We start from the raw sequence: 15,618 nt of genomic DNA on the forward strand, positions 1-15,618 counted from the left end.
CCGTCGGGGCGTGTGCCGGCCAGCCCCGGTTGGCCCGGGGCTGCAGGATCGGTTGGCGGTCACGGTTTGGCGGGCGGAGGTACGGGGCGCCCTGGAAGAGTGACCGGCACGGCGATGGCCGGCCAGGCCACCGCCACCACCGCACTCAATCCTTGGTGACGCGGTTGATCTCGGCCAAACTGGTGATGCCGTCGCGGACCTTCTTCAGCGCCGACTGGCGCAGGTCCTTGATCCCCGCCTGCTGCGCGACCTCGGCGATCTGCATGGCGTTGCCACCGGCCAGGACGATGGCCTGGATCTCCTCGCTCATCGGCATGACCTGGTAGATACCGGTACGGCCCTTGTAACCCTCGGTGCACTCGTCGCAGCCCACCGGCTCGTAGACGGTGAAGCCCTCGTCGATCTCTTCCTGGGTGAAGCCCTCGGCCAGCAGCGCATGCTCCGGCAGGTTCACCGCCCGTCGGCACTTGGGGCACAGCCGGCGCGCCAGACGCTGGGCGATCACCAGGGTCACCGACGAGGTGATGTTGTAGGGCGCGATGCCCATGTTCATCAGTCGGGCGATGGTCTGCGGCGCGTCGTTGGTGTGCAGGGTCGACAGCACCATGTGGCCGGTCTGCGCCGCCTTGATCGCGATCTCGGCCGTTTCCAGGTCGCGGATTTCGCCGACCATGATCACGTCCGGGTCCTGGCGCAGGAAGCTGCGGAGGGCGGCGGCGAAGGTCATGCCGCGCTTGTTGTTCTGCTGGACCTGGTTGACGCCCGGCAGGCGGATTTCGACCGGGTCCTCGGCGGTGGAGATGTTGCGGGTCTCGTCGTTGAGGATGCCCAGCGCCGTGTACAGCGACACCGTCTTGCCCGAGCCGGTCGGACCGGTGACCAGGACCATGCCGTAGGGCTTGTGGATCGCGTCCAGGAACAGCTTCTGCTGCTCCGCCTCATAGCCGAGCTTCTCGATGCCCAGCTTGGCCGCGCTGCCGTCGAGGATACGCAGCACCACCTTCTCGCCGAACAGGGTCGGCAGGGTGCTGACGCGGAAGTCGATCTGCTTGGTCTTGGACAGGTTGAGCTTGATGCGGCCGTCCTGCGGCACGCGCTTCTCGGCGATGTCCAGCTGGGCCATGACCTTCAGGCGCGCGGCGATGCGCTGGTTGAGCTTGACCGGGGCCTTGGCCACGGTCTTGAGCAGGCCGTCGATGCGCATGCGCACCCGGTAGTCGGTCTCGTACGGCTCGAAATGGATGTCCGAGGCGCCGCGGCGGATCGCGTCGACCAGCACCTTGTTGACGAACTTGACCACCGGGGTGTCGTCGCCCTTGGCGTCGACGCCGGACTCGGAGCCACCCTCCTCGTCGGTGGACCCGACCTCCAGGTCTTCCAGGCCCTCCTCGTCGTCGCCGAGGGCGCCATCCAGCTGGCCGCCCACGTTCTGCCACTGCTCCAGCGTGCGCCGGATCTGGTCCTCGTCGACCAGGATCGGCTCCACGACCAGGTTGGTATGGAACTGGATCTCGGCCAGGGCGCCGGTCTGGGTGGGGTTGCTGGTGCCGACGAACAGCTTGTTGCCGCGCTTGAACAGCGGCAGCACGTTGTGCTTCTGGACCAGCTCCTCGCTGACCAGCTTCATGGCGTTCTGGGCCGGGTCGAAAGCCGACGCGTCCAGCAGCGGCATGCCGAACTCGACGGCGTTGGCGGCCGCCAGCTGCGCCGGGCCGACCAGCTTCTTGTCGGAGATCCACTGCGCCAGCGGAACCTTGGCCTCGGCGGCCTGGGCCATGGCGGCACGGGCGGCCGCCTCGTCCAGCGCCCCATCCAGGACCAGCCGCCGGGCAATACCGGTGATCCCGACCAGGTTGGCAGTGGCCGCTACATTCATATCGTTGGTCCCCGGAACCCTAATGGGGCGAAAAGATAGCGCAAAGTGCCGCCCGTGGACGGCCCCGGGGCAATCCGCCCTCCCGTTCGCCGGCACATCGCGGCCGATGGGCGGAACATTGGCGGCGGTCACGCCTGCCCGCCGCCGACGCCCCGCCGGGTGGGGTAATCTTCCCGGCGCAGCAAAGCTCCCGGGGGACCTTCTGGACATTTCCGTCATCCTGCCTGCCAAGAACGAGGCGGCCGGCCTGCGCCGGGTGCTGCCCGCGCTGCGGGCCCTGCTCCCCCAGGCGGAGGTCATCGTGGTCGACGACGGCTCCACCGACGACACGGCCGAAGTGGCCCGCTCGCTGGGCGCCACCGTCCTGTCCACCCCCTACTCCATGGGCAATGGCGCCTCGATCAAGCGCGGGGCCCGCCATGCCAACGGCGGGACCCTGGTGTTCATGGATGCCGACGGCCAGCACGACCCTGCCTGCATCCCCCAGCTGCTGGACAAGCTGGCCGAGGGCTACGACATGGTGGTCGGCGCCCGCGACGACAGTGGCCAGGCCAACCTGCATCGCGGGCTGGCCAACCGCTTCTACAACTGGCTGGCGAGCCGCATGACCGGGCACCAGGTCGCCGACCTGACCTCCGGCTTCCGTGCCGCCCGGGCGGCGAAGTTCCGCGAGTTCCTGCACCTGCTGCCCAACGGCTTCAGCTACCCGACTACCAGCACCATGGCCTTCTTCCGCAGCGCCTACCCGGTGGCCTACGTGCCGATCCCGGTGGCGAAGCGCGTCGGCAACGGCAGCCACATCCGGCCGATCAAGGACGGGGTGCGCTTCCTGCTGATCATCTTCAAGATCGCGACGCTTTATTCGCCGTTGAAGCTGTTTGCGCCGTTGGCTGCAGCTTTCTTCGCCACAGGTCTGGCCTATTACGGCTTCACCTACGCTACCATGCACCGCTTCACCAATATGAGCATGCTGCTCTTCAGCGCCTCGGTGATCATCTTTCTTATCGGACTTGTTTCCGAACAGATTACGAGCCTGACCTATCTGGCTGCACGCCACGACACCCGCCGTGACGAATGAATCAACCAGAGCTTGCCCCCCGCGAGCCATCCTCGTCACCCGCAACCTGCCGCCATTACGTGGCGGCATGGAGCGACTGAATTACCGCGTCGCCCTTGCGCTGTCACGGCACTTCCGGTTGGTAGTAGTTGGGCCGGAGGGTTGCACGGCGAGCCTTCCTCCAGAGGTCGAAGTCCATCAGGTACCAACAGGTAGCCTCGCGCGATTTCTGCTTGGAGCCACAAGAGCCACATGGTCCGCCGCATCGCAACCCGCTACCGTCGTTCTTGCCGGGAGTGGCCTGACTGCACCCATCGCGTTTATGGCTTCCCTTCGATGCGGAGCACGCAGCGCGGCGTATGTGCATGGCTTGGACCTCGTCACCCGCCACCCCATCTATCGACTCCTCTGGTTACCGTTCCTGCGTCGTCTCGCATTAGCTATTACAAACAGCGCCAACACCGCAACAATTGCGCGTCGGCTCGGCGTTGCAGGCGGAAACATCCAGATAGTGCACCCTGGGACCAACCTCCCCGGATGCGACAACATCGACGGAGGACGACGATTCCGACTGGAGTTTGGTTTAGGCCAGGATCCAGTTTTGTTGAGCGTCGGACGGCTTACGGAGCGCAAGGGACTCGTGGAGTTCGTCCAGCGTTGCCTTCCTGCCATTTCCAAGACCCACCCTCGTGTGCGTCTCGTAATCATTGGGGACAACGCACCAAACGCGCTTACTCGCTCGTCAATGGATCTTCAAGCCAGGTTACAGGAGGCGATCTGCCAAGCCGGTGTTAGAAACAACGTAGTGATACTGGGTTCATGTAGTGACGAGATTCTCTCTTTAGCTTATGCCGCGGCAGACCTACATATCTTTCCAGTGCGCGAGCTGCCGGGAGACGTTGAAGGATTTGGAATGGTTGCTGTCGAGGCCGCGGCTCACGGTTTGCCAACGATCGCCTTTGCAACCGGAGGGGTCCCGGATGCTGTCGCTGATGGAGTGAGCGGACGGTTAGTCCCGGCGGGCGACTACGACACCTTCACCCGCCTCATAACTGAACTGCTAGCTCAGGATCGTGACTCACTAAGCACATCTTCGAGGCAGTTCGCCTCACAGTTCTCTTGGGATCGCTTTTACGACCAGCTGCGGACAACATTAGATCCGCATTCACCGCACTCGTGACTGCTTAGCGAGTTAACGGAAGAGCCAACAGCCCCAGCACCACAGGAGCTACCATCGGCGGGGTCATGATAGGAGAACCCTCTAGACCTGAAAGGGTGAGGCGCGACTCCTGCGATGCCGTTTGCCGCGGAAGCGGAAGGATTGGCAGAGCGAGTCCGCCACCCGGAGGCCAAGAAGCGCTTGAATCTTCAGGACCGCAGGAAATGACCGCTGCAGCCAAGAATGAACCTGGCATTTGGTTTCCTACTATCCGGGCTGGAACCGGAACTGACATATTCACCGAACGCTTAGCCGAAGACCTGGAAGCGGCCGGGATCAGGACGGCCATCGACTGGCTACCGCTTCGGGCAGAGTATGCGCCGTGGACTGTGCGAACACCCGCCCCTCCTCGCTGGGCCACCATATGCCACGTAAACACGTGGCTACACCCACGATTCATTCCCTGCCATCTACCTGTTGTCGCAACGCTGCATCATGCAGTTCACGCCCCCTCTTTACGCCGATACAAAGGCTGGACTCGCGCGGCATACCATCGTTTCTGGATCGCCCCGATTGAGAGGCGCGTATTAAATCGGGCCGACCGCGTGGTGGCCGTTAGCAGGTATGCCGCAGATCAAGCTCATCGGACCCTTTGCAACGTTCCAATCCAGGTAATACGTAATGGCATCGACATCGACGCCTTCCAACCAGGGCAGCGAGCACGCCAGCCCCATGAACCGTTCCGCCTGCTCTACGTGGGCACCTGGATCCGACGCAAGGGCATTGATCTCCTTGCACCCATCATGCGGGAGTTAGGTGACGGCTTCGAGTTGCACTACACCGGAGGACCTGCGGCGGAGAGAGACAAGTCCAGAATGTCGCCAAATATGCACGACGTTGGGCACTTATCAACATCTCAGGTGATATCTGCCATGCAGCATGCGGATGCGTTCCTATTCCCGTCTCGCAGCGAAGGTTTCGGATTGGCAGTCGCGGAGGCAATGGCCTGCGGGCTACCGGTTATTGCATCCGCAGATACGGCGGTTGCAGAGCTTGTGGAAGACTCTTTGACTGGATTCCTATGCTCCGGCAGTCTCGCATCATTCGTCACAGCCATCCGGTGCTTGGCCCAGGACCCGGATTTACATCAGTCGATGAAGGCGGCCGCCCGGAAGCAAGCACTACAATTTAGCGCAACCCAAGTGTCAAATTCGTACTTACGAGTGTACGCCAGCCTGGCCCACCCCTGGCGGGAATCCAGTAATACATAAGCGCTAGCACCGAATGACATTCAACTCTCAAGGCACTCTTGTAGCGACCTGAGCTGGCCGGAGCGCCACGCTTGGGCAGCCTCGTGGCAAGCGGCACCCATCTCCGATCTCAGCCTTTCATCAGAACATAGACGGATGACTGCATCCGCGAAGCTGACGCAGTCTTCGTCTTCGACGACGATATTTCCAACCTGGTAGCAAGAAGGAAATCCACGAGCCCCGGTCTGCGTCGTTACGCTCGGCACCCCATGGCTCATCGCTTCAAGGAGTTTGATTGCAATGCCAGTACCCGTGAGCATGGGGTTGATGGAAAGCGGCGCCTCACGGTAAACCTCCCCGGCGTCATCAACGAATCCCAAGCACTCAACGTCGTCGAAAGATCTTGCGAAGTCACTGATCCTACCGGCGACTAGAAGCCGGAACCCAGGAATCTTCATGCGGATCAGCGGCAAGATGTTCAGGGTGAAATTAACAAGGGCCTGCCTGTTCGCGGGATTGTCAGATCCGACGAATACCGCAACATCGTTCTTGGAATAGTCACAGATTCGGTTTTTTATGGAAGGAAAATGGCTGATCACAATTACATCTGGCTTTCTCTCACTATGCGCGAGCTGTTCGCGAAATAGTGTAGCCTCACTCTCTTGAATCGCCATGACACGATCAGCACGGAGGAGCCCCCGGGCCTCCTCCTCCGCACGCAAGGAAATCCAGTATCCATTACGGAGACCCTTCTTGGCATAGGTGAGGTGGCGCTCCGCAAACGCATCGTGCGTATCCAGCACCCGCAAGACGCCAGGAAGAAATCCTTCGAATGCGCGCGTGTTGAACACATACTCGACGATTGCAACGTCTGCATCCTTCACAAGGCGACGTATTTGTATGCTCCACCCAGGATTGTATGAGCCATCGAGAGTGGAGTAGTACCAACCACGCAGGCCAAGATACTGCTGAAGTGCGTTCCTCAGCTTGCTGCGTAACTCGCCCCGAAGCCACTGGCAGATAGAACCCAGCACTCCTCCATTGTGGAGGTGGTTGAAATTGTCGCCCCCGAAGAATTGCTCATGGGCCTCCAGATCAATGTGCTGCCGCCTTAGTGGCAAGTATATGAACTGAATCTCGTGCCCCAGCTCCCTCATGGCCTTACTGAACTCAAGAATTCTGGCGCGGTTACCCCCGATAACAGGAAACACGGGGACGCTGCTCACGATCGTGACCTTCATCGCGTTGACCCTTGCGTTAGACAGCATAGAGCCGTCGTCGCAATCTACAGGGAACGACCGCACGCAGCTTCTCGTGGACGGTCAGTGCCGAACCAGCGTTCTCGGTGAAGTAAAGTACCGCCACTTTGCCGGAAGCATCATGGCAGGGCCAAGATGTCAGTCCATTGATCATGGTCCAATTTAGTCCTGAGCCTTTGGGCGATCTTATCGAGGGTAACCACTCCAACAGCAGGCATCTCGAGATCGTATAACCGGCGACCCGCTAGTGCACTCTCGAACAACGCCAGGCCACCCGACCGCTTCAGGAACGTTGGATTGAACTCTGAAACGACAGGCGTCCCTTGAGCCAGCAGGCGTGCTCCACCCGTTAGCGCATGCCCCTCATAGCCTTCTATATCCATCCAGAGTAAACAACCTTCTGGAAAATCGATATCGTCGAGACGCAGGGACCGCACAGCGATTCCCATCGACCCAATGGAATGATTGCCGCTGCTATCGGCAGATTCCTCAAGCATCAAGCTGACCCCAGCCTGAGATCCCACCGCATGCGGCAATACTCGAACCTTGTCCACCATCCCGTTCAAAGCGATGTTAGCGTGCAAAAGCTTCAAGTTATCTGGGTGCGGTTCGATTGCTGTGGCTGATTTTACCAGCCCCCGATTGATAGCCGGGATCGCAATCGTGCCGATATTGGCGCCGACGTCTATTAGATGGCACGGCGTCTTATGGCCCTCAGATCTCAGCACTTGAAACGCCGTGACAAGCTTATGGAAGTCAAACTCACCGTACAGGAAGACCTCCCTGCCGATAACCTTGTCCTTCGTGGACACGACGAAATGTTCCGCATGGCTGGCAATAGCATAGGGCCCCGGCATAGCATCATACAGCGCGCGCCGAAGCACCCTTGGACCTCCCTGCATCTGATCCAGTACCAGACGAGCAAGCCCCAGCAGGGGCTTGCGCAACATCCTAGAGTTGCGTAGCGAATCAAACAGGGACATCAGCTCTCCGAGTCACGCCTTGGCAAACTTCATGCCGCCAACCAATAGAACAGTCATCATAACTTCGCTGGCATACGCGGCCACCACTGCGCCAGCCAAACCATTTACGGGAACCAGAGTCGCAACAATGAGGACACTGGTAACTGCTCCTCCGGCATAGGTCCATCCAATCCAGCGCATACGTCCAAAATGGATGGCGTGGAAGTTGAGCAGCGAGCGTAATGTCTGGAGCGTCGGCAACCAGGCCAACATCCTGAGTGTATCCATTGCGGACGTATAGTCCTGCCCTAATAGCCAGGGCAAGAAGGGAGCTGCCAGCCAAAGCACGACAGAACAGGCCAGCGACATAAAAAGCAGCCATGCGCCCGTGCGTAACCAGGATTCCAAGGGGCTCGCGTGCGCATGCAGGCGGGGCCACAACGCCTCCTGTAACGCTAGTAGTGGCATGCTGGCTAATTCCACAAAGCGCTGTGCAACGTTGTAACTGCCAGCTAAGGAAAACGCCGAATGCGCGAGGATTGGCTTATTGAACTCCGACTGCAGCCTTACGGAGACGATAGCTACCGTGAATGGTAAGCCACTACTGCCCGACATGGCCTCTCCGCCCCGCCCCCGGTGTGGAAGTGCCCGCAAGGGCCTTAACAGTATCAGCAGGTATGTCACGCTGCTGACGGTGTATACCCACAGCACAAGCTCAATGGTCGCGCTCGGGACTATGAAGAACAACAGACCTAACATGGGGAAGCGCAACAACGGAAGCCCGGCATTGATTACACCCGAGGCACCAATTCGGCGCTCTGCCTGACAGTGGCGCGCCCGCAGGTCTCCTAATGAACTGGCGGCGACTTCGGCACCCACTGCCGTCGCGCCCGCGAGCAGCGGGGCGCCATCCGGGAACAACCACAGCAACATTGACATTGCCAAAGCGAGGCCGGGCAACAAGGTCCATGCCCACCAATGGGTCGCAATACCCAGGTACAACGGGAGATTGCCCGGATCCTTAGCTCCATTGCGGAGCACGACGTTGCTAAGCCCCAGGCCAACCAGTGGTGTAACCAACGTTGCGAGGGAGATAACAACTACAAGCCGACCGTACTCGCTTGCGCCCAAAGTCTTGGCGAGCAAAAGCAACGTGATGAACTGCGCCGCGGCACGCGCGAGCATCCATGCCAGCAATGTTCCACCACTACGTAACCAGGCGCCTGGGCGATAGCGTAGCAAGCCGATCATCGCGTTAAGCTCAGCGCGCTATTACTGACAGGCGATGTACGCCCAATAGCGCACCACCAAACGGGACCCATTATCGCCATTAGGACCAGCACACACGCCTCCGCTGCACGTCAGGGCTCTATAGAGTGCAAAGACCTATTGATGTTCATCGTGCGCCCGGGCTGAAGAAGACCCAAACGCCGCGCGGATAGCGGGGACTCCGGAACGCCCCCCAACGGAACACCGGCAGAAACAGAACCCTAGTCAGCTCACCGCTCAACAGAGCCCTCAGCGACACACTGTTGCCCGATACTTAGGATCCAACGTTCCTCCCGCGCAGCTCCAGTTAATGGAGCCCGCGTTGGCACCCGTGTAGGGGGAAAGGACAAGGGTCTGGCCCGCGATGGCGGCGTTTGCAGCATTACCAAAGGCTACCTCGATCCCTGTAGGCCCCACAGTAATGCGCTCGACGTACTTGCTCTTTATGTCAGCAGGATCAGGCAAGCCCGCTGCAGCGTTATTAGCCGGCATGCCGCCCGTGTTGGACGTGTACTCCCAAACGGCGTTCTTCGCCCCCATAGCCAAACTTAGTCCATCCGACACCTGCGTTCGCACCAAATAATCCTGATAGGCCGGCAGGGCGATCGCAGCCAAGATGGCAATGATGGCCACGACGATCATCAGTTCAATCAGAGTGAATCCATTCTGCTTCATGGTCACCTTCCCCCGCCGGCTTTAGATCCTCTGCCGGAGACCAAGCAAAAAGCGGGCCACGAAGGAGCATTTTGAGCCAGACTAATCGGCCGAGAACGCCCTTTCCGCCTCTAACTGTGACCGCAGTCTTGGAAACTCCTTCTCCCAGTAGCCATCACTCTCAAGGAGGCGTTCATGAATTCCTGCCATATCCCGGATTGCGGGAGGTGCCCGTCGCACGCTGAGCTGTTCGTACCGATCAAGATGCTGTAAGCCTGCCTCCGGCGCCCCCGCCCCCCCCAGCATTGCTGCTTGGGCCAAGGCTACTCCGGGTCTCGGCTGGACCTCTAGCGCCTTGTCGAAGGCTTCCAAGGCCGCCTCGAAGTCACCTTTCGCCAAGGCGATGCGCCCTTCAAGGTTGAAAATGTCCTGCACACGTCCAGGGATTTGACTTGCGTACGGATTTTCCCGGGCTGCCTGAAGTAACTGATGCAAGGCATTGAGGTCCATGCCCTTGCAACCCCCTCTCGCGGCCGAGTCGATGCTGCGCACAAACCAGTCATAACCCATCCGCTCGAAACTGCGCGTAGTCCGCAGCGCATGGCCCGCGAGCTCCAAGTCTCGCTCTCTCAGGGTTCCAGCATGGCATTTCGCACCGACCAAATTCAGGCTTGCATGGATATCGGCCCCTAACCGGGAGCGCAGTTTTTCCAACCGATCGATCGCACCACCAAGGTCCCCTCGTGCCAGTTGTAGCTGCGCAGCATAGGCCTGCGCACGCGGCGAATCAGGGTTGCGCAACGCCCATACGGCGGCTTGGTCATCCGTGTTACCCCAGAGGTCGGCACGCATCCAGGTCAAGCCAGCCAGAGTCAGCGGCAGGACTCCCGCGAGTAGGACTCGAACCCCAAGGAAAGTACTGACAGGCTGGGGAACCCCGTCCCTGCCGAACGAGATCCCGACCAACCAGAGCGCCAAGGGCCAAAACATAAGGAAAGCCGGAACGTAGTTGCGGTGCTCGTAGTACAGCTCCAGAGCCACCACAGAGGACTCCATCAGATGGGCGACAAAGAAGAACGACACCGCAGCCGCCCAGGCTGGCCAGCGCCTGCGAAGCAGCCAAGCCGAGATGCCCAACCCGATCAGAAACGAGACCGAGAAGAAAGTTGTAATTGGCTGGAACAACCCATTCGAAATCACTACGGCATCATTGAAGAGGCCGGTAGTGTAGGGCCGTGGCGACCACAGTAGCCCCAAATACTGGGTCACGACGCGCGCCTCTGTCATCAGGCGCTCTCCCAACGTCCAAGGGCGGTGCGGAGGCATACCGTACAAGAAGCCATTCCAGCCGACCTTGGCCAGATAGATCAGCACGATCAGGGCCGGCAAGACTATGCATACCCTCCGCATCCATACGAATCCGGCTCTCACACGGGGTGGCATTGGGGGCCGCCCCCTCCCCAAAAGCACTACATCAAGCAACCAAGCTAAGACTGGAAGCAGTGCCCCATTGCCCTTGCTCAGGACGCCAAGCACCGTGCAGACAAGAAGGGAGCCGCCAGCCAGAAATACGCCGAACCATTGACCCCTCCGAGCACGTTCACGGCCGGCGAAGTAGCCGGTCAAGCCGAGCAGAATGAAGGTTCCCGGCAGCATGGTCTCGCGCTGCACGATGTACAGGGTGGTCGAGACGAATAGGGGGTGCAGGAGCCAGAGTCCCGCCCCAAGGATCGCCGCTGCGACCGCACGCCCACCATCAACCCCAACTTCCTTCGTCAGGCGCGCGAGCAGAAACCCAAGCAAGATGCCGTTGATCAGATGCAGGGTTAGATTTGTCTGTTTGAAAGTACGGGGGTTAGCAGGCCAGTCGTTTGCGTCAATAAGAAACGTAAGAAGCGATAGGGGGCGACCTATGGGGTCAGCCGTACCCGAGGTTATATAGCGCCAGAACGTCGTCCAGCTCTCGACAGCACCATACCGCCCTAAGGCCGGCAAGTTGGCAAAGTCATCAAACAGGAACCCACCAGATAATCCAGGTAGATATACAAATATCGCGAGGCCCAGAATAATGAAGGCGACCAGCCAGAGCCAAATATTCCCCGGACGCTGCATGGAGTTGTTCCGGTCTTGGAGAGCAATCGGGCAAAAAAGAAGGGCCGCTTGCGCGGCCCTTCCAGTGTCGTACACCAGTTAGCTGCGGCAATTGGAAGGCAGATACTTGCCGTTGACCGTACTCGGGGTGCAGCTCCACTCGATGCTACCCACGTTGCTGATCGCCGAGAACACGAGCGTCTGCCCGGAAATCGCAGAGTTCGCGTCGTTACCGAACGTCACTGCAATCTGGCCAGCGGTAGAGACATCCACGCCGGTAACGTACTTGCCGGTGATTTCAGTCGAAGCAGCAAGACCGGCTGCCCCGTTGTCCGCAGGCCAAGAACCGGTATTGGCCTTGTACTCAGCCAAAGCAGTCTTGGCACCCGCAGCCAAGCTGGCACCCTCAGACACCTGCGAACGGATCAGATAGTCCTGGTAAGCCGGCAGCGCGATGGCCGCGAGGATGGCGATGATCGCCACGACGATCATCAGTTCGATCAGGGTGAAGCCCTGCATGTTCTTTTTCATCGATTTTCCCCTAGAGCGGTAGTTTGGTTAGGACACTTGCCGTAACTAGACCCGTGTCCTCTCCGGAACGCGGGCATCGCGCGGCGGGTTCGCCACGTGCCAGAAGGCACGCATGTTATATGCCAACTCGGCCTCCCCGGCCGCGCCCATTCATCGTAGCAGTACCCGCCGGGGAACGCCCGGTGACCCGGCACATTCCTCCTGTGATCCAGTGCGCAGGAGACGATGTGACCCTACAAGTCAAAAAGTGACGCAAATTGTCCATCCAGCACCTTCGGGATGGCGAGCCGCTCCCCGGCCGGCTCCGACTGTGAAGACCCATCACCCATGGCGGTACGGGGGAATGCCTTGGGCACCGGGGCGCGGCACGCCAACCGGCCGGGCCGCCGGCACACTGGCCGAAGCGTGATCGGGGTGGCTGTCAGCGACGGTTTTACCCGCTACCATGCGGCCATCATGCCGGCGAGGGGATGCCGGCGGGGAGAACGAGCATGTCCGCGTCCCGCAGTGCCGTGAGGAAGCCGCCCGCACCTGTCGATCGGGCTACCAGCCAGCTCGTGCCCTTCGTCTGGGAGGGTACCGACAAGCGCGGCGTAAAAATCAAGGGAGAGCAACCCGCCAAGAACGCCAATCTGCTGCGGGCGGAGTTGCGCCGACAGGGCATCACACCGACCGTCGTCAAGCCGAAGCCCAAGCCCCTGTTCGGCTCGGCCGGCAAGACGATCGCCCCCAAGGACATCGCCTTCTTCAGCCGGCAGATGGCCACCATGATGAAATCGGGTGTGCCCATCGTGTCGTCCCTGGAAATCATCGCCGGCGGGCACAAGAACCCGCGCATGAAGGCGATGGTCGACCAGATCCGCACCGACATCGAGGGCGGCTCTTCGCTGTACGAAGCTATCAGCAAGCACCCGGTGCAGTTTGATGAGCTCTATCGAAACCTGGTGCGGGCCGGCGAAGGCGCTGGCGTGCTGGAGACAGTGCTCGACACCATCGCCAGCTACAAGGAGAACGTCGAGGCCCTCAAGGGCAAGATCAAGAAGGCGCTGTTCTATCCGATCATGACCATCGCCGTGGCGATTATCGTCAGCGCTATCCTGCTGATCTTCGTGGTGCCGCAGTTCGAGACCACGTTCAAAAGCTTTGGCGCGGATCTGCCAGCATTCACCAAGATGATCGTAGCGGCATCCGACTTCATGGTGTCTTACTGGTGGATGTTCCTGATCGTGATGGCCGCCGGGATTTTCGGCTTCCTTTTCTTTTATAAGCGTTCGCCGGCATTCCAGCACTTCCTAGACAAGGTTGTGCTCAAGATCCCGGTCGTTGGGCCAATCCTCCACAACAGCGCGATCGCGCGCTTTGCCCGCACCACTGCGGTCACGTTCAAAGCGGGCGTTCCACTGGTCGAGGCACTGGATTCGGTCGCGGGCGCTACCGGCAATTCCGTGTACGAGAAGGCCGTGTACCGCATCCGCGATGATGTCGCCGTGGGCTACCCGGTAAACCTGGCGATGAAGCAGACCAACCTCTTCCCGCACATGGTTATCCAGATGGCCGCGATCGGCGAGGAGGCCGGCGCCTTGGACACGATGCTGTTTAAGGTAGCCGAATACTATGAGCAGGAAGTCAACAACGCCGTGGACGCGCTGGCCAGCCTGATGGAGCCTATGATCATGGTGGTCATCGGTGTACTGGTCGGTAGCATGGTCATCGGCATGTACCTGCCGATCTTCAAGCTGGCCGCCACGGTCTAAGCCCCGGACAACAAGAACAACAACGCATGGCCTTCCTCGACCAGCACCCCCAGCTGGGCTACCCGCTTGCAGCTGCCGTCGGCCTGGCCGTCGGCAGCTTCCTCAACGTGGTCATCCTGCGCCTGCCGCGGCGGCTGGAGTGGGAGTGGAAGCGGGACGCGCGGGAAGTGCTGGAGCTGCCGGAGATCTACGACCCGCCGCCGCCCGGGGTGGTGGTCGAGCCTTCGCACGACCCGGTCACCGGCGACCGGCTGAAGTGGTGGGAGAACATCCCGGTGCTCAGCTGGCTGATGCTGCGCGGCCGCTCGCGCTACAGCGGCCAGCGCATCTCCATCCAGTACCCGCTGGTGGAACTGCTGACCGGCCTGCTCACCGTGGTCTGCGCCTGGCGCTTCGGCTTCGGCTGGCAGGGCTTCGGCGCGATGCTGTTCACCTGGTTCCTGGTCGCCGCCTCGGGCATCGACCTGCGCACCCGTCTGCTGCCGGACCAGCTGACCTTGCCGCTGATGTGGCTGGGCCTGGTCGCCAGCCTGGACAACCTGTTCATGCCGGCCAAGCCGGCGCTGCTGGGCGCGGTGGCCGGCTACGTGTCGCTGTGGAGCGTGTGGTGGCTGTTCAAGCAGCTCACCGGCAAGGAAGGCATGGGCCACGGCGACTTCAAGCTGCTGGCCGCCATCGGCGCCTGGGTGGGGCTGAAGGGCATCCTGCCGGTGATCCTGCTGTCGTCCGTCATCGGCGCGGTGCTGGGCTCGATCTGGCTGGCCTGGAAGGGCCGCGACCGCGCCACGCCGATCCCGTTCGGCCCCTACCTGGCGATCGCCGGCTGGATCGTCTTCTTCTGGGGCGAGCGGATGATCGACACCTACCTGCGGTTCGCGGGGCTGTCGGGCTGATCCTCCGGCGTTGACGCCTTCGGGTGCCTAGCGGGTGGAAGGCGCACGCAACTCCCGAGTTCGCTCCTGAGGCGAACCCGCCGGCTCGTACCGTTCCGCGGCGCGTGACGCCGCCCGGCCGCGTGCTTCTACAATGCGCGTCCCTCCCCTGCCCGCACCGACATGAGCGATTTCATCATCGGCCTGACCGGGGGCGTGGCCGCCGGCAAGAGTGAGGTCACGCGCCGTTTCGAGGCACTGGGCATCCATGTCGCCGATGCCGACCTGGCCGCTCGGGCGGTGGTCGAACCGGGCCAGCCGGCGCTGGCCGCGATCGTCGAACGTTTCGGCGCGGAAATGCTGCAGGCCGATGGCAGTCTCGACCGGCGACGGCTGCGCGAGCGGATCTTCGCCGATGCCGAGGCGCGCCGTGCGCTGGAGGCGATCACCCACCCGGCCATCCGTCGCCAGCTCGAGGCCGAGTGCCGCGCCGCGGCCAGTCCCTACGCCATCGCCGCGATCCCGCTGCTGGCCGAGGCCGGCGGACGCGCGGGTTACCCGTGGCTGGATCGCATCGTGGTGGTCGATGCCCCGGTCGAACTGCAGCACGCACGGCTGATGCGCCGCGACGGCGTGGACGAGGCCCTGGCCGCGCGCATGATCGGGGCGCAGGCCAGCCGCGAGGCGCGGCTGGCGATCGCCGACGACGTGCTGGTCAACGACGGACACCCGGAGCATCTGGATGGGCCGGTCGCGGCACTGGATGCGCGATATCGGGAGATGGCGGGGCGGGGGTAGGGTTCGCTACAGGCCGGTATCGGGCGTTCCGCCCGCCCGTTGGAGGGCGATACGTGCCTTGTAGAGCGGGGCTTGCCCCGCTCGGC

Annotated in this window: 12 protein-coding genes; 5 read left to right on the top strand and 7 right to left on the bottom strand. The window is 61.4% G+C overall.

Annotated elements, in window-relative coordinates; genetic code table 11:
- Positions 1-145: 145 nt before the first annotated feature.
- Entirely contained in the window at positions 146-1,876 is a 1,731-nt protein-coding gene (gene pilB / locus PSEJ35_RS0102630) for a type IV-A pilus assembly ATPase PilB (protein WP_028916434.1), read from the bottom strand.
- A gap of 202 nt (positions 1,877-2,078) precedes the next feature.
- On the opposite strand from pilB, the gene PSEJ35_RS15190 reads away from it, so the two are divergent.
- Together PSEJ35_RS15190 and PSEJ35_RS16775 are read left to right on the top strand one after the other, a co-directional pair.
- A complete protein-coding gene (locus PSEJ35_RS15190; RefSeq protein ID WP_037082215.1) occupies positions 2,079-2,954 on the top strand; it encodes a glycosyltransferase family 2 protein in 876 nt (291 codons plus the stop codon).
- A gap of 67 nt (positions 2,955-3,021) precedes the next feature.
- Entirely contained in the window at positions 3,022-4,113 is a 1,092-nt protein-coding gene (locus tag PSEJ35_RS16775; RefSeq protein WP_084635401.1) for a glycosyltransferase, read from the top strand.
- A 1,270-nt stretch (positions 4,114-5,383) separates the two neighbouring features.
- Here the strand turns inward: PSEJ35_RS16775 and PSEJ35_RS16780 are convergent.
- From PSEJ35_RS16780 to PSEJ35_RS0102655, 6 genes are all read right to left on the bottom strand, one after another.
- Positions 5,384-6,583, bottom strand: coding sequence for a glycosyltransferase family 4 protein (locus tag PSEJ35_RS16780; protein WP_198014133.1), 1,200 nt, complete (start codon positions 6,581-6,583; stop codon positions 5,384-5,386).
- Between the two features lie 137 nt (positions 6,584-6,720).
- Positions 6,721-7,584, bottom strand: a complete 864-nt coding sequence (locus PSEJ35_RS16785; RefSeq protein ID WP_084635403.1) for an FkbM family methyltransferase — start codon at positions 7,582-7,584, stop codon at positions 6,721-6,723.
- A gap of 12 nt (positions 7,585-7,596) precedes the next feature.
- Complete coding sequence (locus tag PSEJ35_RS17105) at positions 7,597-8,814, bottom strand: hypothetical protein (protein WP_156924710.1); 1,218 nt, start codon at positions 8,812-8,814, stop codon at positions 7,597-7,599.
- A 267-nt stretch (positions 8,815-9,081) separates the two neighbouring features.
- Positions 9,082-9,507 carry a pilin gene (locus PSEJ35_RS0102645; protein ID WP_028916435.1) on the bottom strand — a complete coding sequence of 142 codons (426 nt, stop codon included), beginning with the start codon at positions 9,505-9,507 and terminating at the stop codon, positions 9,082-9,084.
- An 81-nt stretch (positions 9,508-9,588) separates the two neighbouring features.
- Positions 9,589-11,598 (bottom strand): hypothetical protein, encoded by a 2,010-nt coding sequence (locus PSEJ35_RS15210; RefSeq protein WP_037082219.1) that lies wholly within the window; start codon positions 11,596-11,598, stop codon positions 9,589-9,591.
- A 78-nt stretch (positions 11,599-11,676) separates the two neighbouring features.
- Positions 11,677-12,108: a pilin gene (locus PSEJ35_RS0102655; RefSeq protein WP_028916436.1), complete on the bottom strand. Its 432-nt coding sequence runs from the start codon at positions 12,106-12,108 to the stop codon at positions 11,677-11,679.
- A gap of 491 nt (positions 12,109-12,599) precedes the next feature.
- Between PSEJ35_RS0102655 and PSEJ35_RS0102660 the strand changes: the two genes are divergently transcribed.
- From PSEJ35_RS0102660 to coaE, 3 genes are all read left to right on the top strand, one after another.
- Positions 12,600-13,862, top strand: a complete 1,263-nt coding sequence (locus PSEJ35_RS0102660; RefSeq protein WP_028916437.1) for a type II secretion system F family protein — start codon at positions 12,600-12,602, stop codon at positions 13,860-13,862.
- A 26-nt stretch (positions 13,863-13,888) separates the two neighbouring features.
- Positions 13,889-14,755 carry an A24 family peptidase gene (locus tag PSEJ35_RS0102665; RefSeq protein ID WP_028916438.1) on the top strand — a complete coding sequence of 289 codons (867 nt, stop codon included), beginning with the start codon at positions 13,889-13,891 and terminating at the stop codon, positions 14,753-14,755.
- A 162-nt stretch (positions 14,756-14,917) separates the two neighbouring features.
- Positions 14,918-15,532 (top strand): dephospho-CoA kinase, encoded by a 615-nt coding sequence (gene coaE / locus PSEJ35_RS0102670; protein ID WP_028916439.1) that lies wholly within the window; start codon positions 14,918-14,920, stop codon positions 15,530-15,532.
- Positions 15,533-15,618: the final 86 nt, after the last annotated feature.

Source organism: Pseudoxanthomonas sp. J35 (genome assembly GCF_000513995.1).
Classification (GTDB): domain Bacteria; phylum Pseudomonadota; class Gammaproteobacteria; order Xanthomonadales; family Xanthomonadaceae; genus Pseudoxanthomonas.